Origin of the sequence: Dyella sp. (assembly GCF_035685805.1) — a bacterium.
Lineage (GTDB): Bacteria > Pseudomonadota > Gammaproteobacteria > Xanthomonadales > Rhodanobacteraceae > Dyella_A.
Genome location: NZ_DASSAB010000013.1, coordinates 34391 through 55274, shown reverse-complemented (window position 1 = coordinate 55274; position 20884 = coordinate 34391). Strand labels below are relative to the sequence as shown.

Sequence of the window (20884 nt, the reverse complement as noted above, 5' to 3'; positions counted from 1 at the left end):
CACTCGGCACGACCTCTTGTAACGAGTTCAGCCACCCATCCCAGGAAGACGCGGTGGTAGCAACCACCGATGCGTCGGAGCGGCATGGGCGTGCCGATCGCGAGCGCCCTCGCTGCACCTTCGCAGCTGCCATGACGAGCGCCGCGAGCCATGCTGCTTCCGCTCGGCGCTCACGCCTGGAACCTTGCGGCGATGGAAGGATGAAACGTCAGGCAGACGCCACAGCACCAGGCGGCGGTTCCCACGCACAGCATGGCAGTGAATGTGGCTCCTGCTGCCGCGGCGATCGGCGAGCGCAGAAGAACCACGGTGCCGAGTACCACAGCGCCGCAGGCCACCAAGCCGATCACGCGCCCCCACCTGCGAAAACGGAACAATCCGATCAGCGCCGGCACAGCGGCGACGGCCGCCACGAGCAGGCATGGCAACCCGAGCATCCAGGCGGGCGGCGCGCTGCCAAGAGGCACGTCCACGTTCAATGGGTGGTCGAACGGCAACACGGCCGTGGCCGCAACGAGCGCGGCTCCCAAGACAATCAAGAAGCGAAATAGATTCAGCATGAGCACCAGCGCGGAAGGAGAGCGACGGCGTAGCCGGCGCCTGGAACGAAGCGTTGAGCCTGCGAAGGCCTGGACACTTGTCGAGGTTCGGGGAGCAGCGAAAGGGTGGAATAGGGAGGCAACGCAGCCTGTTGCGCAACCAGCCAGGATGGCGACCGCAACTGCAAAAGCGTTTGCCGCCATCGCGAGCCGTGCAAGCGCACCGGCGTAGCCCGTTCCGTGGGGTGAAAAGAAAAGCTCCCAAGGCGAGCGGGCAACAACGCCGATGGTGCGGGCAGCTTGTTCAATGACCTTGGCGCCGCGGTGGAGCGGCGGCGGATCCAGCCGCCACGGACGCGTGGTCAGGCGTCATTTTTGCGAAAGCCGCGCGCTATCCAGCGAGCGACGGCCGCGAAGAGCCACAGAACAGCCAGTGGAAGGCACGCGTAACCGACGATGGCCAGATAGTGTGTGACCACGTGAAACGGTTGGTCATTGTGCCCCGTCGCAACCACATCGAAAAAAATGTTCGGTGTCGGTAATGAAGCGAACTGCGGTGTTACCGCTGGGTAGTGAGCGAGAATGTTGAAGCCGCTCCACACGATCCAGGCGCCTGACAAAGCAATCAGTAGCCGGTTCCATCCGCTGCTCTTCATGCACATCTCCTTGTTGTCAGCTATCTGATTCGGGCCGCTTTTCAAGACGGCGCCGGCTTGCACGATGGGTCAACCCGTCGCCGGCGGCACCTTCGCGCCAGGTGCGAAGGTGCCGCCGAGCCAGAGGTTATCAGGGTCCTCGGCGCCTGCCACCGACACCTCGATGTCACCGACGCCAGACGAGGCAGCGTAATCAGAGGACATGTGGAAGCGTTGCTCCGGATCGGTCTGCAGGCGCTGGAGCAGCTGGATCAGCCGCTCGATTTCCGTTTGAGCCCGAGGCGCAAGCCGTGCCATCCGTTGTTCCAGTCTTCCAGCGTGGCGTGCATGGTTGAAGTTCCTGGGTCTGACGAAGGGATCGAGCGGCGGCGACGTGCCGTCTGCTTGGGCGATCATTGGACTGCGAGGCCGCCACTTGGGACTTCGCCTCTTCAGGCTGACGCTGGAGCCAAGCGGCGCAGAAAGCGTCCGCCTGTTGTTAGCCAACTTTGCCGCCGGAGGCTTGTACGCGGGCTAACACGAATGCCGCCAACTCTGGTGGCAAGCACGCAAGCGGAAGAGTCACAAACTGAGACTTGGAAAGCACAAGCAGCCAGCAAGTTTTGAACTGCCACACCTCTGTGACCGCAGACCATGGAAGCGAAGCAGTCCCGGCACCTGAAGAAAGTGATAGCGAGCTCTCCGAGGCTTCGAGCGTGGCATGAGGGGCGCCCATGGCTCTTAACTTAAGAATAGCGTGGCGGTAGTGGACAACGTACAACGCTGCAGCGAAAAAGATGCCGAAAAACAGCAGGCTACCCAAAACACCCACATACCATGATGTGTCGCCTCCACGAATGGAGACGATGAGTCCACAGGCGACTAGTGCAAACGCCACAAAAAAACGAAAGCCGACGACGCGCCACCAAAAGCCGCGGACGGCCTGGTGGAGAAGTGGTTTGTCGTAACGGAGTATTGTGCGATGCATTGGCTAACGCTGGAGTTGAGCGGCGGCGTGGCTGTCTGCATCAAACGAATTGTTAGCGCACATCGGTAATCATCCCAGCTTGTCGAGAAGCTCAACGATAGCCTTCGATTCAGGGTCATCGCAAACCTGCGGGTTCCCAACCCGGACCGCGAAATACTTGTGCTGACGTACGCCCTCAATAAACACCACGCCGCCATCAAATGCGGGACAATTCCATTCTTCACGGCTGAACGACGGCAGCGCGCGGATAGCCTTGTCCACTGCCGCCGACCCGGGAGATGGACTGCATCTGACGCGCCCCACAGTGATCGAACCCTCCGGGTAGCTGGAAGAAGCGCTGCATGATTTTGCGGCAGTCTTGGTAATGATGTACCCGTGGACTTGCCCGAGCATGGAGTCACGCGTCCACACCCGCAACGCGTCTTCGTCCGATGGGCCAAGTGGCGACAGATGCGCCACACGAGCGTAGGTCCGAAGCACCACCTGAGGCCCAGCACTCGTCGAATAGTGGTCACTAGCCGCAGCTGCGAAGGGTATGAGCATGAGGAAGTAGATATGTCTCATCATGGGCGCTAACGCTGGAGTTAAGCCGCGCCGCGAAGCGGCGTCGGCTTGGACGAATTGTTAGGCCCCAACCTGCGACATAGCGCGTGCGTTAGCAACGCCACGATGCTCCCAGCAACGAGGGCCCAGAAGGCAAGGTTGAGGTCTGCCAATAGGAATATCAATGCCGGCCCTGCGCCTATGGCAAGCGCGTAGTTCCAGCGGGCCAGACCCTTTTGAAGCAGCAGCCAGTAACTTGGTGCCCCGAACAGCACCACCGGCATGAGGCCAAGGATGCAGGTATAGGCGAACGTGACCCAGGCAGCAGAGCCTGGGCCGAGAATGGCGGCCGAGTTCGTAGCAGAGTCCGATGCTGCCACCGCTGCCATCGCGGCCGCGAATAGGGCTAGAGCGGCTAGCGCCGTGGCTTGCACGATTAGGAGCTGCCGGAACTTACCCATTGGGGCCTAACGCTTGAGTTAAGCGGCGCGCGGCGTTTCGCGCGTCCGCTTGGACGATTGGTTAGGTGCTTCGCTTTTCGGAGCGCACATATCCCCTTTTACGCTCGTCGAAGCACCAGACGACCAAGTGATTTCCTTACCCACGTACGGTGCGAGGCTCTGTATAGAGTCGTAGATGGCTTGGAAACCATCCACATTATCGACAGCGTGACACTCATCGAACAGTGTAGTGGAAGATGATGACCCGCTGTTAAATTTGATCGAATAGCGCCCAAAGTCATAAGCAATATAGCCTTTCCTAAGGACGGTATGAATGCATTCCGGAGGCCATTTCGCGAGCGTTTTGGCGACCCGTTTCATCTCGGCTTGAGGAATAGTTACGGTTTTGGTGGTTGGCTTTTTCTTGTGCTGCTCGACCGTCACTACGGCTTTGCCGTTACTGGACAACAAGAGAATAATCGTCCCAGTTCCCGGCATGATTCCACCACCAAAGCTGTACTCAAGAATCCAAGGTTGACCAGCAGCTATCGATGTTGCAGTACAAGCCGAACTCTTTTCCCCCTCAGCTTGCGTCATCTGCTTTGCACGCGCTCCCTCCGCACAGGTGATGCCGAGAAGAATGGCTAGGATCGAAGTCACGTAAAGCATGAGCTGCGATGTCATGGTCGATTCCAAAGTCTAGCTGCCTTTTCAGATACGCCGAGGTCAGAAGCACCTAACGCTGGAGTTAAGCGGCGCGCGGTACGCGCGTCCGCCTTGAATGAGAGGTTAGGCTACTGACCATAGTGCTCCTGTAGCAACGCACCTTGAGACGAAAAGACATAGATCCTGTCGGCTCCTGAGACGGCCACACCTGTGCCTTGAGCATCTTTGTAGATGGAGTGAACTATGACGCCCCACGTCTTGCCGTCGAAATCTGCCGAGTACTCACAACCGACCTTGGTGTAAGGCCCGAGCATGGTCCGACTGCAGTAACTGACGGCCCGGTCTTTTGCCAGCTTGATGATCTCTGCCTTAGTAAGCGGCGCCACTGCAGAGGAGAGCTGCGCGAGGGCGAGAGCAGCGAAAAGAATGATTATCTTTCTCCAAGGGCCTAACGCTTGAGTTGAGCGGCGGCGCAGCCGTCCGCCTCGAACGACATGTTAGGCGCCAGAGTAGCCGAAGACACGGAGCCACAAGTGACACCCGAACTGGTGCTTTGCAAATACGGCCGTGTCGGCACAGCGCCAAGAATTAACCTTGCCAATGTCCTCGATGCCCTGGCCAGCCTTGCGTGGAGTCGGGCCAAGCCAACCAGCACTTGGCGAGTTAACCGGATAGCCAAATAGCTCGAAGGTAAGCGCAAAACGCGCCGGGAAGTAGAGTAGTGCAACAAGCACGATGGGACCAAGAATTGAAAGATATTTGGATTGCATGGCGTGCCTGCTTCTGGAGCCTAACGCTGGAGTTAAGCGGCGGCGAAGCCGTCCGCCTTGAACGAGATGTCAGGCTGCACCGGAGTCACCGTACGGCGACCGGAGTGGCTCCACGAATAGACCTAGGCTACTAGCCAATTGCTCCGCTCTGGAGCAACGTACTGGCACGCCAACGTACATATAGTAGTCGTACCCAATGTGGATGAACGAATTGGGCCCCTCGAACTTGCACCAGAACTCTTCTCGCAGCACGCCGGGAAGCATGATCTTGAGCTGCTCAAGCGAGAGGTTGGATCCCTCGCCAACTGTCAGCAGCGCCCCGCGATGATTCTCAAGCATGCGAACGGCAAGCGCTGACACTGCGGACTCACGAAGAAATTCAAGAGCTGAAGCGCTATAGGCGTTTTCAACCTGAAGATATTCAGCTTCAGACAGCGGTGATCCATTGAACGTGCAGCCAACGTCGCTAAACGAGGTCCACTCGGAACAAGTGTAAGCACCCTGGGCATCACGCAAGGTCGGGGAATACTTGGTTACGCGATACTCGACCATGGGTTTTTTGCGGCCTAACGCTTGAGTTAAGCGACGGCGTAGCCGTCCGCCTTGAACGAATTGTTAGGTGCTACCCGTGCGCCAGCCATGCACCGCGAGCCCCAGCATAAACAAGCCCCCTGCCAGCCAAAGCGCGACAGCTACACAAAACGCGACTGGCTGCGAGGCGAGTGTAATAGTGCCATGGTTGAAGCGGCTGAAAGTTTCGACTTCGCGTGATGCGATACCCGAGCCGCCGAGGTAAACCGAATAGGCACCCAGCCCAGCCACTAGCGCGTACGCCGTAGACCACACGACACCTAGGCCTTTCCTGCGATGCTTGCCTCGGTGCTGCATCTCTCACCTAACGCTGGAATTGAGCGGCGGCGCAGCCGTCCGCCTCGAATGAAATGTTAGACCGCACCGGCGCGTGCAGCTTCAATGTCTTTAACGAACTGCTCTTTGTCGCGCGGAGAGATCATGACCGAATTGCCAACGCCATAGTCTATACGTAGCCGATCCAATGAGAGCGCCGGGCTGGAAATTGGACTGGACGCAGGCGCGATAGTCGTGATCTTTGCGACAGGTATGCACCACTTGAACGGGCCGCTCAGAATACGTAACTGGCCTTGGCCGAGTATGTACCGAGTGGAAAGTAGCAGCCATACCGGCAACCCCACCCCAACGATGGCAATGAACGCGGCAACCACCCAAGCTGCCGACGGCCCCATTGACAACACTACGAACGCGCCTGAAAGGGACGCGATCATGGCGAGTGCCAAGAGCGCGACAAGCCATAGATCGGTTTTTGAGCGGTACACAGTTTCCATAACGGTTCCTTGGCGGCCTAACGCTTGAGTTAAGCGGCGCGCGCTTTTTGCGCGTCCGCTTGGACGAGTGGTTAGGCGCCAGGTGTTGCGCCCGAAGAGGATTCACTGCTCATTTTGCGCTTCATGCGAGGGATTGGGACTTGCCCGCCGGCCACTTGCCTAAAGGTAACAACGTCGTCGGAAGCCACGCGGTGCTGGAGCCAGTCATAGAAATAGTTTGCCCCATCCTCGGAGCACACCGCACTAGCGAAGACCTCCGGACCATCCGGTGTGACCATGACCGAGAGATGCATGTTCTTGACGCCAGGGTGACCAAAGACGCCAAGCGATACTCCATTGACACAAATTTCGTAATACATCGCGGGTAAGCCTAACGCTGGAATTGAGCGGCGGCGTAGCCGTCCGCCTCGAATGACTGGTTAGCGCCCGCTGCCAATTAGCTGGCAATTACTAGATGAAAATTTGTTGGACGCTGCCAACTCCTGCTCTTTCTCGGAGTTGAAGTGATCTCCAACATTGTAGATGTTTTTGAGTGCGTTGCTTTGGGCGGACTCATAGATGCGCCCAAGAATAAAATCTGGGGTTGGACCCTCCATTAGCCACATAACCCCAGCGGGAACGTTATTTGATAGATCCGTGCGCTCGATTTTCCCGGATTTTAGGGCGGCAATGAAAGCCTTGCCCTGGCTATATCCGAACTCGAACAGTCGCTCTTGGTCTGCTGGCTTTTTTAGCTTAGAGGCGAGCGCGGAACACTCAAATGCGCTCCAAGTTGCCTTGCCCATCTGGGCATAGGCAGAAGAATCTTGAGCCAGAGACGTTGATGAGATCAGGAGCGCCAGTGCAGCAGTCAAAACTTTCTGTATCACGAGTGCCTCCCTAGGGTGCTAACGCTGGAGTTAAGCGGCGGCGAAGCCGTCCGCCTTGAACGAAATGTTAGGCGCCGCGCTCGATTTTCGAGCGGAACACCAACATGACTAGCTTAAGGCCAAGGAGGACGCCGGCGGCCATGGCCAGAGGCACCAGTGCCTCAACATAGAACGAGGTTTGTGAGAAGACCAGGCGAACTAAAACGACAAGTGCCTGTGCCAAGCAGACGTAGGTGCCCAAATGGAAGAACTGAAGGGGCTGCCGAAAGTTGAACGGGTTGAGGTGCCATGAAGGGCGAAGCCACGCCTTTGCCGAGCGTGGGTTGATGACTTGAAGTCCGAGAACGAACAGCAGGCCGATTGGGCAGAAAGCGAAGATGGCCAGCAACGCGCCCCACCCGATGGGTGGCGATGCTTGAGGACCAAGTGGCACGAAGAATGCACCAACCGCTGACGCAGTAATGAGTGCCCATCGCACAATTAGCCAAACACGCATGCTTCTAACGCCTAACGCTGGAGTTAAGTGGCGCGCGTCAGCGCGTCCGCCTTGAACGAATGGTTAGGTGCCACGGACTGGCGCCTCTTGTCCCCACACCACCCCTTGAGCACTTACCGAGAGACAAACAACTCGCCGCAACTCTTGCCAGGGCCGCAGGGAGGTCTCGTACTCGATGATCACGTAGTTGCGGCCGCAAGTCTGCCAGCTCTTGCATGGCGCAACGTTGGGCTCGTGATCCCAGGGGATTGTCACCAAGTGGCGCAATGCCTCCCATGCGCTATCCAAAGACGGATGCTCGCCGATTTGCTCAGCGTGGCTCTCGTCCTCGATTACGAAACACTTTGGCATGGCACCTAACGCTTGAGTTAAGCGGCGCGCGGTACGCGCGTCCGCTTGGACGATTTGTTAGGCCTGGGTGGGCGTCGCCGCGTGAGAACGAGCAGCAACGCCGCCTGTGCCAGACCGCAGAACGTGATCCAGCCAGTCTGAGCGAAAGGCTTGGAAAAGAAGCCCGGCCATGTGTCGTACATGGCGACGAGAGACAGGGATGAAGGTAGGGCCACGACAAAAGAAGGAAGATCAGGAAAGACGTCACCGCGCGTTGAGTGGAGCAACGATGCGTCGAGGTATAGCGCCATGCCAGCCGAAAGTACGATGGCTGACGAGTAGATGATCGCTAGGTGGCGGAGTGTCGGCATTGGGCCTAACGCTGGAGTTAAGCGGCGCGCGGTACGCGCGTCCGCTTGGATGAGTGGTTAGGCGCGAAGCACGCCGAACGAGCTGTTAGGCTCGCAGCCTAGCTTTCGTAGCAGGCGCCAACAACTGCCGAAGTTCCTTAGTGGCGGGGCCGCGGCCCAAATGCTCCAAAATGCAGGTGGCGACGGCGTTCTCCCGGTTGCCGCCGGCGGCAACCTCTTGGTTGAATAGTGTGGCCAGTGCGGCGAGCTGTTGATGGCTCATGCGCTCTGGGTTCACGTACGGCCAAAACGCTAAGTAGACGGCATGAAGTGACCCGCTTGGATACGGGTCTTCAGCGACGAGGGATTCCCACTCCTCATGGAAGCTTGGCGCAACCGCCGCTAGGCGAGCAACCAGTTGGGACTGCGTGAGTGTTTCCATGTCGCCTAACGCTTAGTAGACCCCATTTCGGGGCATATGCAAGGAGCCTGCGGTGCGTCGGGTGCCTTCGTCAAGAGCGAAATTCCTACGTGCCATCAGGTGGTTGGCGGATGTGTCGCGCTTGCCGGGTAGGGATGATGGGCTTTGCATAGATCACGAAGTGGCTCGCTATGTCTTATTCGTCCAGGAATGGCGAAATAAACCGTATGGTCAGCGGGATCCCGGCGCCGCGGCTGCTGGATGAGATGCGGCGGGTGCTGCGTTTGAAGCACTACAGCATCCGCACGGAGGCGGTGTACGTCGGCTGGGTCCGGCGATTTGTGCTGTTCCACGGCAAGCGGCACCCGCGAGAGATGGGGGCCGCGGAGGTTGAGCAGTTCCTGTCTGCACTGGCCGTGCAGGGAGATGTTGCGGCGAGCACGCAGAACCAGGCGCTTTCCGCGTTGCTGTTTCTGTATCGGGATGTGCTGGGGGTCGAGCTGCCCTGGCTGGACGGGGTCATCCGGGCAAAACGTCCGTTGCGGGTTCCCACCGTATTGTCGCGGGACGAGGTGACGCGCGCATTGGCATGCATGGATGGACGGCCGTGGTTGCTGGCATCGCTGCTTTACGGCACGGGCATGCGGCTGATGGAGGCCTTGCGCCTGCGTGTGAAGGATGTCGATTTCGAGCGCGGCGACATCGTCGTGCGTGACGGCAAGGGCGGCAAGGATCGCCACACGATGTTGCCCCGTGTGCTGGTGGAGCCGATGCGTCGGGAGATCGAGCGGGCTGCGGCCCTGCACGCGGCGGACTTGGCGGCCGGTTTTGGCAAGGTTTGGCTGCCGTTTGCCCTGGCCCGGAAGTATCCGACCGCGGCAGGCGAGTTTGGATGGCAGTACGTGTTTCCCTCCACGAGGCGGTCCATGGATCCACGAAGCGGGGAGGAGCGCCGGCATCATTTCGATGCACGGATACTGTCGCGGGCGCTCAAGCGCGGCGTGCGTGAAGCAGGCATCGTGAAGCCCGTCAGCGCGCATACCCTGAGGCATTCGTTCGCCGCGCACCTGCTTGAAGCGGGGCAGGACATTCGTACTGTGCAAGAGCTGCTGGGCCACAAGGATGTGGTCACCACGCAGATCTATACGCATGTGCTCAACCGGGGTGGGATGGGGGTGGTCAGTCCGCTTGATCGGTGAGGTTTGCGTGTGGCTGGCGCGGGCGTTCGGATTCGTTGCGGTAGGAGCCCGCTCGCGGGCGATGCTTTTGCTTTCGATGTGGCGTCAGCGCGAGAGGCAGCGCCCGCGAGCGGGCTCCTACGACGGCGATTGGGCCTAGAGCTTTTCGCCGGAGGCTTCGTAGACGCAGGCCAGCACCGAGGCGGCGGCCGCGTAGAGGGTGCCGGGCACGTCGTCGCGCAGGCGCAGGGCGGCGAGCAGGCTGGCGATCTGGGTATCCGGGTGCAGCGGAATGCCCTGGTCGCGGGCGCGGGCGAACAGCAGGTCGACCGCTTCGGCCGGCGCCCGTGGCGAGCTGGCGGGGGCATCGCCGCTGCCGCTGGTGAGCTTGAGCGTCACGCGGCGCTGCGGGGAGGGCAGGTTCTGGGTCATGCGGTGGCCTTCAGCAGGTTGGCGCTGTGCCGGCCGTGCGCCTGAGGCACGCCGGTCTGGCAGGTCAGCTGATCCAGCAGCAGGCCGCAGGCGGCGAGCCGGTGGCGCAAGGCGGTGAACTGCTGTTCCAGCCGCTCGGTGGTGCTGGCGCGCTCGGCCCACAGCCGCACCGACAGGCGCAGGTCGTGCAGCTGCAGCTCGCCCTGTACCGCGCCGAGCGTGGGCAGGTCGATGGCGAAGCCCAGCGTCCATTGCCGCGGACCGTCGCCGCTGGCGTCGGGCGCGTGGTCGAGCTGCAGTTGCAGCACGTCCTTGCCGTCGCGGCTCTTGATGGGGATTTCCACCATCCACGCCGGCACGGTGGTGGCTTCGAGCTGGGCCACTTCCACCCGTGCCAGTGCCGCGCGTACGGCGGTATGCAACTGGCCGAGCAGCGGGCCGGCGTCGTCGTCGGCGGCCATGGCAGCGAGCGTGGCGAGCTGTGCTGCGCTGCCCTCCGCCCGGCCCTGCGGTTGCAGGCCGCGCTGCAACAACGGTGGCGGGGTCTCGTTGCCGCTGCTGCCCTGGCCGGGATTGAGCGGGCTGCCGCGGGGCGGGGCGTAGCTGTCGAGCAGGCTGGAGAGTTTCAGCAGCACGGCTTTCCAGTCCTCCTCGCCCACGCCCGCGGCCAGCGCCGGGTTCTGCGCCAGGCTCGACTCCATGAACAGGCCGCTGCGGGCGATCGCCTCGCGCAGGCCGGCGCCGGTGGTGACGTCGGCCGGGCTGCGCATGGCCTGTTCGAGCTGAGCCAGCACCGGCCGCAGCGCGGCGGGCAATTGGCGCATCACCGGGCGCTGCGCCAGCGCCTGCACCGTGGCCAGCAGCGGGGCCAGCCCGTTCTGCTGCGGCAGCCGCTCGCGCAGGGCCACCTGCGCCATCGACTCGCTGGCCTGGGGCAGCATCACCTCCAGCGTGGGCTGGCTGCCCAGGCTGAGCACGCGTACCTGGAACTGCGCCGGCAGCGGCGTCTGGGTTTGGCCGGGCAGCAGCGGGTTCTGCGCCGAGCCGTGGCCGCCGAGCGCGTCGGCCTCCACCGTCATGCCGCCGATCTGCAGCACCATCTTGCCCTGGTCACTCACTCCGAGCGGCCGCGCGGACAGCACCACGCCGATGCGCCAGCTCTCGGCGGTAGTGCCCGAGGCAGCGCCGAGCCAGGTAAGGGCGGCGAGGCTGGTTGGCTGGATGATCATGCGAGGCTCCTTCGCCCCACGGCGACGGTCGTGCCGGATACACGACGACTTGTCGAAGCCTAACGGCCACGCGCGGGGAAACTTTAGCGGAGGTGTCGCAGCGCACGAAAACGCCGCTAAAGCACGCGCCGGATGCGCCGATAAGCCCCTCGAACCAGATACCGGCCGCAACGGCCACGGGGAGTGCGATGGGCAGCAAATCACCAGCAAAGGGCAAGGCGGAGCCTGTCGTCGCCGGCATCGTGCTGCCGGCCGACTGCCGCCTGGCCGCGCTGGACGAGCTGCTGCCGCGGCTGCGCGCCGCCGCCGGCACGCCCGCGGCCACCCTCGACGGCGCCGCCGTGGAGCGGCTCGACGGTGCGGCCATGCAGCTGCTGGTGGCGTTTGGCCGGGCCGCCGCCGCGGCCGGCTGTGCGGTGACCTGGAGCGGCGTCAGCGACGTGCTGCGCGAGGCAACCGGGCTGCTCGGACTGGGCAATGAACTGAATCTGCCGGCACCCATGCCGGCCTGAAACGAGGTGGAAGATGGCAAAGATTCTTGCAGTGGACGATTCGGCGTCGATGCGCGGCATGGTGGCCTTCACCCTGCGCGGTGCCGGCCATGACGTGAGCGAGGCCGAGAATGGCCAGCTGGCGCTGGACCAGGCCAAGGGCAGCAAGTACGACCTGGTGCTCGCCGACGTCAACATGCCGGTGATGGACGGCATCTCGATGGTGCGCGAGCTGCGCACCCTGCCCGAATACAAGGGCGTGCCGATCCTCATGCTCACCACCGAGTCGCATACCGACAAGAAGATGGAAGGCAAGGCCGCCGGCGCCACCGGCTGGCTGGTCAAGCCGTTCGATCCCGAGCAGCTGCTGGCCACCGTCAACCGCGTGCTCGGCTGAGCCGGAGAGAAGCAGTCATGGCCAACGTCAGCATGGCGCAGTTCCACCAGGTGTTCTTCGAGGAGAGCCTGGAGGGTCTGGACAACATGGAAACGGCGCTGCTGGCGCTGGACGAGGGCGGCGACAAGGAGCTGGTGCACACCATCTTCCGCGCCGCGCACTCGATCAAGGGCGGTGCGGCCACCTTCGGTTTTCCCGAGATGGCCGCGTTCACCCACGAGGCCGAGTCGCTGCTCGACGAGCTGCGCGACGGCCGCCGCGCCATCGACAAACCGATCGTGGAGCTGCTGCTGCGCACGGTGGACTGCCTGCGCGGCATGTTCGCGCGCGCGCAGGCCGGCCAGCCGTTGAACGACGAGGGTGCCGAGGCGCTGCGCGGCGAGCTGGCCGCGGTGATGGGCCGCGCCGCGGACACCCAGCTGAAGGCGCGCCGCGCACGCGACCAGGCCGACGCGTGGAAGATCACCTTCCGCCCGCACCCGGGCATGGCCGCCAGCGGCAACGACCCGCTGCGCCTGCTGCGCGAGTTGAAGGCGCTGGGCGAGCTCAGCGTGGTGGCCGAGCTGGACAAGCTGCCGTCGCTCGATGCGCTGGATGTGTCGCAGTGCCATGTCGGCTGGACCATGGAGCTGCGCGGGCAGGTCACGCGCGAGGCGATCAAGGGCGTGTTCGACTGGGTCGAAGACGAGTGCGATCTTGCCATCGAGCCGCTGCACGTGGTGGCCCCACCGGCACCTGCCGAGGCGCCAAAATCCGAAACAGGCCGGGCCACCGTCACCGACGCGGCCACGGCGCGTGCGGCGCGCGAGTCGGCGCCGGCCGCGAACGCCGAGTCAAGTTCAGTGCGCGTGTCGATCGACAAGATCGACAGCCTGATCGACCTGGTCGGCGAGCTGGTGATCACCCAGTCGATGCTCGACCAGTTCCGCGAAGAATTCGATATCAACAAGCTCGCCCTGCTGCAGGAAGGCCTGACCCAGCTGGCGCGCCACACGCGCGAGCTGCAGGAAAGCGTGATGGGCATCCGCATGTTGCCGATCGGCTCGGTGTTCAACCGCTTCCCGCGGCTGGTGCGCGACCTCAGCGGCAAGCTGGGCAAGAACGTTCGCCTGGACATGCATGGCGAACACACCGAGCTGGACAAGACGGTGCTGGAGAAGATCGGCGATCCGCTGGTGCACCTGGTGCGCAACGCGATCGACCACGGCCTGGAAATGCCCGACAAGCGCCGCGCCGCCGGCAAGCTGGAGCAGGGCACGCTGCGGCTGGAGGCATTCCATCGCGGCGGCTCGATCGTGGTGGAAGTGGGCGACGACGGCGCCGGCCTGAATCGCGATGCGATCGTGGCCAAGGCGATCCAGCGCGGGCTGATTTCCTCGGGTGAGGGCATGAGCGACGACGCGGTGGCGGAGCTGATCTTCCAGCCCGGTTTCTCCACCGCGGCCGTCACCACCGACCTCTCCGGTCGCGGCGTGGGCATGGACGTGGTTCGCCGCAACGTGTCCGACCTGGGCGGTACGGTCACCATCCGCACCACGCCGGGCAAGGGCAGCACTTTCACCATCGTGTTGCCGCTTACGCTCGCCATCATCGACGGCCTCACCGCCGCGGTGGGCCAGGAGTGCTACATCGTGCCGCTGGTTTCCATCGTGGAGTCGGTGCAGCTGAAGGCCGATGCGGTGCGCAGCGTGGTGGGCGGCGGCGAGCTGTTCCGCTTCCGCGGCGAATACCTGCCGGTGATCCGGCTGCACGAGACCTTCGGTTGCCCCGGCGCCACGCAGGCGATCGAGGACGGACTGATGATCGTGGTCGAAGGCGACGGCACCCGCGTGGGGTTGTTCGTCGATGGCCTGGTGGGCCAGCAGCAGGCGGTAGTGAAGTCGCTCGAGGCCAACTACCGGCGGGTGTCGGGCGTGTCCGGCGCGACCATCCTGGCCGACGGCTCGGTGGCCCTGATCGTCGACATCGCCGGGCTGATCCGCCTGCAGGCGCGCCGCAGGGCCGCCTGATCGCGCCAGCGAGGCAACACAACGCGGCACGGGGGTGTCGCGGCAGTGCCAGGGGGAGTCGCCACCGGAGGTGGCGGATGTGTTTCGAACAGGAATCCACGCGGGCCGCGTGCCCGCACCCTTTGCATCCAGGTACATGCCATGCGTCTCGCCCCCCGTTTTTTTGATCGTCTGAGTCTCAATGCCCGCGTCTGGCTGGTGATCGCCCTGGTCATTGCCGGCCTTGCCGCGCTCACCGTGGCCAGCGCCATGGAGACGCGCCATCAGCAGATGACCGCGCTCACCGACAACCTTGCCAACCACGCCGCCAGCGCGGTGGCGATCGCCGACAGCTTCCGCGCCCGCGCCGCCGCCGGCGAGTTTTCCGAGGAGGAGGCGCGCACGCGTGCGCTCGCGGCGATCCAGGCGATGCGCTGGGATGGCGGCACCGGCTACCTGTTCGCGATCGACTCCAAGCTGGTGCTGCGCATGCACCCGATGCGCGTGAAGGACATCGGCAAGTACGTGGGCGACGAGCACGACCGCGACGGCACCCAGCAGTACCGGTTGATGCTGGCGGCCGACCAGAAGGACGGCCACGGCCTGACCAACTACGTGTGGCCGATGCCCGGCACCAAGACCATCGAGCCGAAGGTGTCCTACAGCGAGTGGTACAAGCCGTGGGACCTGCATTTCGCCACCGGCGCCTACTACGTCAAGGTCAACGCCGACTACCGCCACAACCTGATGTCGCAGCTGCTGCGCGCCGGCATGATCGGCCTGCTGGTGATCCTGGTGGTGTGGCAGTCGATGCGCTCGATCCGCAACAGCATTGGTGGCGAACCGGCGTTTGCGGTGGGCATGGCCTCGCGCATCGCCGACGGTGATCTCGGCCGTGGTGCGGACGAGCCGGACTTCGCGCCGCAGAGCCTGCTCGGTGGGCTGCAGCGCATGCGCGACAAGCTCACCGGCATCGTCAACGAAGTGCAGCGCGGCTCGCAGGTGGTGTCCACCGCGGCGCGGCAGATCGCCAGCGGCAACGACGACCTGAGCCAGCGCACGCAGGAGCAGGCCAGCTCGCTGGAAGAAACCGCCGCCTCGATGGAGGAGATGACCTCCACCGTCAAGCAGAGCGCCGAGAACGCCAGCCACGCCAACCAGCTTGCCGCCAGTGCGCGCAAGCAGGCCGAGCACGGTGGCGAGGTGGCCTCGCGCGCCAGCGGTGCGATGCGCGAGATCGAGGCCGCCAGCCGGCAGATCACCGACATCGTGCAGCTGATCGACGAGGTCGCCTTCCAGACCAACCTGCTGGCGCTCAACGCCGCGGTGGAAGCGGCGCGGGCCGGCGAGCAGGGCCGCGGCTTCGCCGTGGTCGCCACCGAGGTGCGCAACCTGGCCCAGCGCAGCGCCGCGGCGGCCAAGGACATCAAGGCCCTGATCAACACCACCGTGGACAAGGTGCACGCCGGCAGCGCGCTGGTGGACGAATCGTCCGCCGCGCTGGGCGAGATCATCGGCGGGGTCAAGCGGGTCACAGATATCGTGGCGGAGATTGCCGCCGCGGCGCAGGAGCAGTCCACCGGCATCGACCAGGTGAACCACGCCGTGACCCAGATGGACGAGGTCACCCAGCAGAACGCCGCGCTGGTGGAGGAGGCGTCCGCCGCCGCGCGCGCCATGCAGGAGCAGGCCGACGCGCTGGCCGAGCAGATGCGCTATTTCCGCGTGCACGGCGAAGGCGAGGCGGCTGCACCGGCGCCCGCCGCTGCGCCGCCGCGTGCGGTGCGTCCGGCGGCGGCACTGGCCGCGCGCGGTCCGGCGCTGAAGCCCGTCACGGCCGGCGCCTGGCAGGAGTTCTGATGGCGTCGCCCGCTGCGTGCCGCCGTTGCCGCTGCCGCATCTTCCTGCGCGCCGGCACGGTGCCGCCACCGTGCGAGCCAAGGCGCCGCTCCCCGACACAGCATCCGAGGTTGCCATGACCGTTACTGCCGAGAGCACCCACACCCAGTACCTCACCCTGCTGCTGGGCGACGACCTCTACGCGCTGCCGCTGGGCGCGGTGAAGGACATCCGCGCCAGCGGTGGCGCGCAGCCGCTGCACGGCGTGCCCGCCTACGTGAAGGGACGACTGGCACATCCGCTGGGCAGCCTGCCGCTGGTGGACCTGCGCGCGCGTATCGGCCATCCGGCCGCCACCGGCGAAGTCGGCGGCGTCACCGTGGTGATCGAGCGCGCCGGTGCACTGCTGGCCGTGCACGCAGACGCGGTGGCCGAGGTGGTGGACCTGGGTATTGCCGACGAGCCGCCGACAGGCACGCCGGACCAGCCGGACGTCCGCGCTGATCTCGCCTGGCTCAAGGGTGCCGCTGCGGCCGGCGAAAAGATGGTGCTGATGCTCGACGCGGACCAGCTCATCGCCGGCGCCGACCGGGCCGCCGTGCACGCCGCCCTGGCCGACGCACAGACGGCGCAGGCCGCCTGAGGCGTTAATCTGCGTGATCGCTGTGCCCCTTGCCCGCGCCAGGCACGCAGGCAACGGAGAGCCTTTTCCCGAACACCCCTGACCGTGCCGTCGCCGGCGCCGGGTCAGCGGTGTCGTGTCCGCCGGCCTCGCCGGTCTGGGCCGAGCCCGCCTTCACTGCAGCCGGAGACGCGTAGATTCGACGCCTGCAGCACTCAAGTTTCCCCGCACGCGGTCGATCTGCTGGCTGACAGCGAGCGCCGCGCGGTGCTCTCTCTGAAGAGGCCCTTCCATGTCCGATGCATCTCCCCACGACGCCCCGCCGTCGCAGTACCTCACCCTCAACCTCGCACACGAGGAATACGGCGTGGACATCCTCGCCGTGCGCGAGATCCGCGGCTGGACGCCGGTGACGCGCATTCCGCAGGCCCCGGCCTACGTGCTGGGCGTGCTCAACCTGCGCGGCGCCATCGTGCCGGTGATCGACATGCGCCTGCGTTTCGGCCTGCCGCCGGAGCAGTACACCGCCAGCACCGTCACCGTGATCGTCACCGTCGCCGGGCGGCACTTCGGCGTGGTGGTCGATGCCGTCTCCGACGTGCTGGACGTGAGTCCGGCGGACGTGCGCCCGGTGCCGGACATGGGCACCACCGTGGACACCGAATATCTCAAGGGCCTCACCGCCGTGGACGAGCGGATGGTGCTGCTGCTTGACGTGGACAAGCTGTTGCAACCGCAGGACGCGCAGATGCTCGAAGCCGCCCTCCCGGCGGTCGCCGAAGTAAAAGCCGTTGCCTGACAGGACCTGCAGATGAAATTGCCCAAGCTGACCTTCACCATTCCATCCCTCAGCGTCCGCTGGCGCCTGCGGATCGTGCTCGGCATGCTCATGCTGATGCTGCTCATCGGCGCGGCGATCGGCTTCGGCTCGATGCAGCTGCAGAACGAAGGGCTGCGCCGCGTGTACGAGGACGAAATGGTCCCGACCACGCTGGTGTCGCGCATCAACAACAAGTCGTTGCTCGCCTTCATTCTGATGAGCGAGGCCAGCACGATGGTCAGCAAGCCGGACCAGCTCAAGCAGAAGATGGTCGAGTACACCGCGCTGCAGGCCGAGCTGAAAGACCTCAAGGCCGAATTTGCCAAGCTTCCCAAGAGCGCGGCGGTGCAGGCCCAGTACGACAAGTACAAGGCCTTCGACGCCGACTACGCGTCGGCACGCAAGGACATGGAAGACGCGCTCAACCAGGCCGACGAGGGCGCGGCGGACGTGCTGGAGATGGAGGTGCGGCCGATGCTGCTGGCGCGGCAGGACGTGCTGACCAAGCTGATGGAGGCCCAGCGCGAAGAGACCAAGAAGATCTACGACGACCAGGTGGCCCGCTTCAAGCTGGTGCGCATGGTCAGCATCACCGCGCTGAGCCTGGGCTTGCTGCTGGCGATCGTGATGGCGCTGGCGCTGAGCCGCTCGATCCTCAACACGCTGGCCTACGCCGGCAAGATCGCCCGCGAGATCGCCCAGGGCAAGCTCGGCCACGACATCCAGGTCAACAGCAAGGACGAACTGGGCGACTTGCTCGACGCGTTCCGCACGATGGACCTGCGCCTGTCCGCGATCGTCAGCGAAGTGCGCAACGGATCCGGTGAAGTGAGCACGGCCGCGCAGCAGATCGCCCGCGGCAACGACGACCTCAGCCAGCGCACGCAGGAGCAGGCCAGCTCGCTGGAAGAAACCGCATCGTCGATGGAGGAGATGACCTCCACCGTGAAGCAGAACGCCGAGAACGCCAGCCACGCCAACCAGCTCGCTGTCAGCGCCCGCCAGCAGGCCGAGCGCGGCGGCGAGGTGGTGACCCAGGCGGTGGTCGCGATGAAGGCGATCAACGACTCCAGCCGCAAGATTTCCGACATCGTCAGCCTGATCGACGAAATCGCCTTCCAGACCAACCTGCTGGCGCTCAACGCCGCCGTCGAGGCTGCCCGAGCCGGTGAGCAGGGCCGCGGCTTTGCCGTGGTCGCCACCGAAGTGCGCAACCTGGCCCAGCGCTCCGCTGGCGCGGCCAAGGAGATCAAGGGCCTGATCAAGGACAGCGCCGAGAAGGTGCAGAACGGCACCAGCCTGGTCGACCAGACCGGCAAGTCGCTGGCCGAGATCGTCGACAGCGTGAAGAAGGTCACCGACATCGTGGCCGAGATCGCCGCGGCCAGCGCCGAGCAGTCCGCCGGCATCGACCAGGTGAACCACGCCGTGGCGCAGATGGACGAGATGACCCAGCAGAACGCCGCGCTGGTGGAAGAGGCCGCCGCCGCTGCCCGCGCGATGCAGGAGCAGGCCGGCGAGCTGACCCAGCAGGTGGGCTTCTTCCAGCTCGACGAGACGATGTCCCACGTGGCGCCGTCGGTGACCACGCGGGCGAAGACGGTGGCAGCCGAGGCCGAGGCGGTGTTTGCCGCGGTGCGCAGCACGCCGGCCCAGCCGGCCGCGCCGAAGCCCGCGCCGCGCCAAGCCGAGACGGCCGATGCCGGTGCCTGGAAGGAGTTCTGATCGATGAGCGCGCCCGTCATGAGCGATGACCGTGTGGCCATGGCGGGCCCGCAAACCGGTGCAGGAGCCTCCGCGAACAACGGTCCGCAACTGCGCGATACCGAGTTCGAGTTCCTGCGCCAGTTCGTCTACCAGCAGTGTGGCATCGCGCTGAGCGAGCAGAAGCGCCAGCTGGTGCAGGGGCGCCTGCTGCGGCGCCTGCGCGCGCTGCGCCTGCGCGACTTCGCCGACTACTGCGAGCTGCTGCGGCGCGATCCGGATGCCGAGCTGGGCGAGCTGGCGAGCGCGATCAGCACCAACGTCACCTCGTTCTTCCGCGAGATGCACCACTACGACCTGCTGGTGAACGAACTGCTGCCGGCGTGGCTGGCGGCCAAGAAGGCGTCCGGCGAACGGCTGCGCATCTGGTCGGCCGGCTGTTCCACCGGCGAAGAGCCCTATGCGCTGGCGATGGTGCTGGCCGAGGCGATGGAGCGCAGCAACAGCACCGTGGACGCGAAGATCCTCGCCACCGATCTGTCGCCGCAGGCGCTCGAGCAGGCGCGCCGCGGCGTGTATGCGCACGATCGTCTGGGCGGCGTGAGCGACGAGCGCCGCAAGCGCTGGTTCCTGCGCGGGCAGGGTGAGTACGACGGGCTGGTGTCGGTGCATCCGCGCCTGCGCGAGCTGGTCTCCATCCTGCCGCTGAACCTGCTGCACGACTGGCCCATGCAGGGCCCGTTCGACGCCATCTTCTGCCGCAACGTGGTGATCTACTTCGACAAGCCGACCAAGGAAAAGCTGTTCACCCGCTACGCCCGGCTGCTGCCGGTGGGCGGCTACCTGTTCCTCGGTCACTCCGAGTCCATGCACGGGCTGAGCAACGATTTCGACCTGATCGGACGCACCGTCTACCGGAAGCGCGCGTGACCGCCGCGGTGCCCGCGCTGCCGGCGATGCAGGGCTTCGACCCGCGCCTGGTGCTGCCCGGATTCGAACACATGCGGCGGTTCTGGGATCCCGCGCAGTCGCGGGTCACGGTGAAGGTATTGCCGGGCGAGTACTACGTGAGCGTGCAGGACGAGATGGTCTCCACCGTGCTCGGCTCGTGCGTGTCTGCCTGCATCCACGACCGCCGCCTGAAGCTCGGCGGCATGAACCACTTCATGCTGCCCGAGCCCTCGGGCGAGCGCGGCGCCGAGCGCGACAGCTGGTCGGCCACCGTGGGCCGCGCGGCACGCTACGGCAACGACGCGATGGAACACCTGATCAACGCCCTGCTCAAGGCGGGCAGCCGGCGCGAGGACTGGGACGTGAAGGTGTTCGGCGGCGGCCGCGTGCTGTCGCAGATGACCGACGTGGGCAGCCGCAACATCGAGTTCGTGCAGCGCTACCTGCGCACCGAGGGCCTCGCGGTGACCGCCGCGGATCTGGGTGACGTGTACCCGCGCCAGGTGCAGTTCTTCCCGATCACCGGAAAGGTGCGCGTGCGCCAGATGCGCGGCCGCGACGAGTTCGCCCTGGTGGCGCGCGAGAAGCAGTACCTCAAGCAGTTGGCAAACGATCCGATAAAGGGAGAGGTGGAGTTGTTCTGAGGTGGTTTGCTCGCGCCTTTGCGCGAGGCGGACCGGCCGCTACACCGCGAGATGGGTTCAGGGCGAACGTCATTCCCGCGAAAGCGGGAACCCATTTGGCTCTGATGCAGCACGAAGAATGGATGACCGCGTTCACGGGAATGACGGCCAGAAGAGGCCGGGTGCTGTGGTCGCCCACGCA

General features: G+C 64.5%; 23 protein-coding genes. 10 read left to right on the top strand and 13 right to left on the bottom strand.

The genetic code is table 11. The annotated features are described in order from the left end of the window. Positions 1 to 170 precede the first annotated feature (170 nt). The 11 genes from VFG40_RS02625 to VFG40_RS02575 form a co-directional block, all read right to left on the bottom strand. Positions 171 to 560 carry a hypothetical protein gene (locus tag VFG40_RS02625; protein ID WP_324894595.1) on the bottom strand — a complete coding sequence of 130 codons (390 nt, stop codon included), beginning with the start codon at positions 558 to 560 and terminating at the stop codon, positions 171 to 173. 341 nt (positions 561 to 901) lie between these two features. Continuing rightward, the gene (locus VFG40_RS02620; protein ID WP_324894593.1) at positions 902 to 1195 is read right to left on the bottom strand and encodes a hypothetical protein; all 294 of its coding nucleotides are present in this window, start codon (positions 1193 to 1195) and stop codon (positions 902 to 904) included. A 69-nt stretch (positions 1196 to 1264) separates the two neighbouring features. After that, complete coding sequence (locus VFG40_RS02615) at positions 1265 to 1591, bottom strand: hypothetical protein (protein WP_324894591.1); 327 nt, start codon at positions 1589 to 1591, stop codon at positions 1265 to 1267. An 82-nt stretch (positions 1592 to 1673) separates the two neighbouring features. After that, positions 1674 to 1910: a YcxB family protein gene (locus VFG40_RS02610; RefSeq protein WP_324894660.1), complete on the bottom strand. Its 237-nt coding sequence runs from the start codon at positions 1908 to 1910 to the stop codon at positions 1674 to 1676. A 321-nt stretch (positions 1911 to 2231) separates the two neighbouring features. Next, positions 2232 to 2423 carry a hypothetical protein gene (locus tag VFG40_RS02605; protein WP_324894589.1) on the bottom strand — a complete coding sequence of 64 codons (192 nt, stop codon included), beginning with the start codon at positions 2421 to 2423 and terminating at the stop codon, positions 2232 to 2234. Between the two features lie 761 nt (positions 2424 to 3184). Further along, positions 3185 to 3829 carry a hypothetical protein gene (locus VFG40_RS02600; RefSeq protein WP_324894587.1) on the bottom strand — a complete coding sequence of 215 codons (645 nt, stop codon included), beginning with the start codon at positions 3827 to 3829 and terminating at the stop codon, positions 3185 to 3187. Positions 3830 to 4308: 479 nt separating this feature from the next. Continuing rightward, entirely contained in the window at positions 4309 to 4581 is a 273-nt protein-coding gene (locus VFG40_RS02595; protein ID WP_324894585.1) for a hypothetical protein, read from the bottom strand. Between the two features lie 69 nt (positions 4582 to 4650). Beyond that, entirely contained in the window at positions 4651 to 5133 is a 483-nt protein-coding gene (locus VFG40_RS02590; protein ID WP_324894583.1) for a hypothetical protein, read from the bottom strand. A gap of 392 nt (positions 5134 to 5525) precedes the next feature. Next, positions 5526 to 5942: a PH domain-containing protein gene (locus VFG40_RS02585; protein ID WP_324894581.1), complete on the bottom strand. Its 417-nt coding sequence runs from the start codon at positions 5940 to 5942 to the stop codon at positions 5526 to 5528. 419 nt (positions 5943 to 6361) lie between these two features. After that, complete coding sequence (locus VFG40_RS02580; RefSeq protein WP_324894579.1) at positions 6362 to 6811, bottom strand: hypothetical protein; 450 nt, start codon at positions 6809 to 6811, stop codon at positions 6362 to 6364. Positions 6812 to 6878: 67 nt separating this feature from the next. Then, on the bottom strand, positions 6879 to 7199 hold the full coding sequence (locus VFG40_RS02575; protein WP_324894577.1) for a hypothetical protein: 321 nt from the start codon (positions 7197 to 7199) through the stop codon (positions 6879 to 6881). A gap of 1400 nt (positions 7200 to 8599) precedes the next feature. Here VFG40_RS02575 and VFG40_RS02570 point away from each other — a divergent pair. Then, entirely contained in the window at positions 8600 to 9607 is a 1008-nt protein-coding gene (locus VFG40_RS02570; RefSeq protein WP_324894575.1) for an integron integrase, read from the top strand. Between the two features lie 135 nt (positions 9608 to 9742). Here VFG40_RS02570 and VFG40_RS02565 read toward each other — a convergent pair whose 3' ends face one another. Together VFG40_RS02565 and VFG40_RS02560 are read right to left on the bottom strand one after the other, a co-directional pair. Continuing rightward, the gene (locus VFG40_RS02565) at positions 9743 to 10018 is read right to left on the bottom strand and encodes a flagellar biosynthesis protein (RefSeq protein WP_324894573.1); all 276 of its coding nucleotides are present in this window, start codon (positions 10016 to 10018) and stop codon (positions 9743 to 9745) included. Beyond that, positions 10015 to 11247: a flagellar hook-length control protein FliK gene (locus VFG40_RS02560; RefSeq protein WP_324894571.1), complete on the bottom strand. Its 1233-nt coding sequence runs from the start codon at positions 11245 to 11247 to the stop codon at positions 10015 to 10017. The genes VFG40_RS02565 and VFG40_RS02560 overlap by 4 nt, the downstream gene beginning before the upstream one ends. A gap of 92 nt (positions 11248 to 11339) precedes the next feature. Between VFG40_RS02560 and VFG40_RS02555 the strand changes: the two genes are divergently transcribed. The 9 genes from VFG40_RS02555 (at position 11340) to cheD (ending at position 20703) form a co-directional block, all read left to right on the top strand. Continuing rightward, positions 11340 to 11759, top strand: a complete 420-nt coding sequence (locus VFG40_RS02555) for an STAS domain-containing protein (protein WP_324894569.1) — start codon at positions 11340 to 11342, stop codon at positions 11757 to 11759. A 13-nt stretch (positions 11760 to 11772) separates the two neighbouring features. Further along, on the top strand, positions 11773 to 12135 hold the full coding sequence (locus VFG40_RS02550; protein WP_324894566.1) for a response regulator: 363 nt from the start codon (positions 11773 to 11775) through the stop codon (positions 12133 to 12135). A gap of 17 nt (positions 12136 to 12152) precedes the next feature. After that, positions 12153 to 14144, top strand: coding sequence for a chemotaxis protein CheA (locus VFG40_RS02545; protein WP_324894564.1), 1992 nt, complete (start codon positions 12153 to 12155; stop codon positions 14142 to 14144). Positions 14145 to 14285: 141 nt separating this feature from the next. Further along, positions 14286 to 15983 carry a methyl-accepting chemotaxis protein gene (locus VFG40_RS02540; RefSeq protein ID WP_324894562.1) on the top strand — a complete coding sequence of 566 codons (1698 nt, stop codon included), beginning with the start codon at positions 14286 to 14288 and terminating at the stop codon, positions 15981 to 15983. Positions 15984 to 16098: 115 nt separating this feature from the next. Beyond that, positions 16099 to 16605 carry a chemotaxis protein CheW gene (locus VFG40_RS02535; RefSeq protein WP_324894560.1) on the top strand — a complete coding sequence of 169 codons (507 nt, stop codon included), beginning with the start codon at positions 16099 to 16101 and terminating at the stop codon, positions 16603 to 16605. A gap of 271 nt (positions 16606 to 16876) precedes the next feature. Then, entirely contained in the window at positions 16877 to 17383 is a 507-nt protein-coding gene (locus tag VFG40_RS02530; protein ID WP_324894558.1) for a chemotaxis protein CheW, read from the top strand. A 12-nt stretch (positions 17384 to 17395) separates the two neighbouring features. Then, on the top strand, positions 17396 to 19129 hold the full coding sequence (locus VFG40_RS02525) for a methyl-accepting chemotaxis protein (protein ID WP_324894556.1): 1734 nt from the start codon (positions 17396 to 17398) through the stop codon (positions 19127 to 19129). Between the two features lie 3 nt (positions 19130 to 19132). Next, positions 19133 to 20038 (top strand): CheR family methyltransferase, encoded by a 906-nt coding sequence (locus tag VFG40_RS02520; protein ID WP_324894554.1) that lies wholly within the window; start codon positions 19133 to 19135, stop codon positions 20036 to 20038. After that, entirely contained in the window at positions 20035 to 20703 is a 669-nt protein-coding gene (gene cheD, locus VFG40_RS02515) for a chemoreceptor glutamine deamidase CheD (RefSeq protein ID WP_414649230.1), read from the top strand. Before VFG40_RS02520 ends, cheD begins: the two co-directional genes overlap by 4 nt. The last annotated feature ends 181 nt before the right edge of the window (positions 20704 to 20884 follow it).

Excerpts from the sequence above, each read along its gene's own strand:
- VFG40_RS02625 (WP_324894595.1), bottom strand. The coding sequence starts at position 560 with ATGCTGAATCTATTTCGCTTCTTGATTGTCTTGGGAGCCGCGCTCGTT.
- VFG40_RS02620 (WP_324894593.1), bottom strand. The coding sequence starts at position 1,195 with ATGAAGAGCAGCGGATGGAACCGGCTACTGATTGCTTTGTCAGGCGCC.
- VFG40_RS02615 (WP_324894591.1), bottom strand. The coding sequence starts at position 1,591 with ATGATCGCCCAAGCAGACGGCACGTCGCCGCCGCTCGATCCCTTCGTC.
- VFG40_RS02610 (WP_324894660.1), bottom strand. The coding sequence starts at position 1,910 with ATGGGCGCCCCTCATGCCACGCTCGAAGCCTCGGAGAGCTCGCTATCA.
- VFG40_RS02600 (WP_324894587.1), bottom strand. The coding sequence starts at position 3,829 with ATGACATCGCAGCTCATGCTTTACGTGACTTCGATCCTAGCCATTCTT.
- VFG40_RS02595 (WP_324894585.1), bottom strand. The coding sequence starts at position 4,581 with ATGCAATCCAAATATCTTTCAATTCTTGGTCCCATCGTGCTTGTTGCA.
- VFG40_RS02590 (WP_324894583.1), bottom strand. The coding sequence starts at position 5,133 with ATGGTCGAGTATCGCGTAACCAAGTATTCCCCGACCTTGCGTGATGCC.
- VFG40_RS02585 (WP_324894581.1), bottom strand. The coding sequence starts at position 5,942 with ATGGAAACTGTGTACCGCTCAAAAACCGATCTATGGCTTGTCGCGCTC.
- VFG40_RS02570 (WP_324894575.1), top strand. The coding sequence starts at position 8,600 with ATGTCTTATTCGTCCAGGAATGGCGAAATAAACCGTATGGTCAGCGGG.
- VFG40_RS02565 (WP_324894573.1), bottom strand. The coding sequence starts at position 10,018 with ATGACCCAGAACCTGCCCTCCCCGCAGCGCCGCGTGACGCTCAAGCTC.
- VFG40_RS02560 (WP_324894571.1), bottom strand. The coding sequence starts at position 11,247 with ATGATCATCCAGCCAACCAGCCTCGCCGCCCTTACCTGGCTCGGCGCT.
- VFG40_RS02550 (WP_324894566.1), top strand. The coding sequence starts at position 11,773 with ATGGCAAAGATTCTTGCAGTGGACGATTCGGCGTCGATGCGCGGCATG.
- VFG40_RS02545 (WP_324894564.1), top strand. The coding sequence starts at position 12,153 with ATGGCCAACGTCAGCATGGCGCAGTTCCACCAGGTGTTCTTCGAGGAG.
- VFG40_RS02540 (WP_324894562.1), top strand. The coding sequence starts at position 14,286 with ATGCGTCTCGCCCCCCGTTTTTTTGATCGTCTGAGTCTCAATGCCCGC.
- VFG40_RS02535 (WP_324894560.1), top strand. The coding sequence starts at position 16,099 with ATGACCGTTACTGCCGAGAGCACCCACACCCAGTACCTCACCCTGCTG.
- VFG40_RS02530 (WP_324894558.1), top strand. The coding sequence starts at position 16,877 with ATGTCCGATGCATCTCCCCACGACGCCCCGCCGTCGCAGTACCTCACC.
- VFG40_RS02525 (WP_324894556.1), top strand. The coding sequence starts at position 17,396 with ATGAAATTGCCCAAGCTGACCTTCACCATTCCATCCCTCAGCGTCCGC.
- VFG40_RS02520 (WP_324894554.1), top strand. The coding sequence starts at position 19,133 with ATGAGCGCGCCCGTCATGAGCGATGACCGTGTGGCCATGGCGGGCCCG.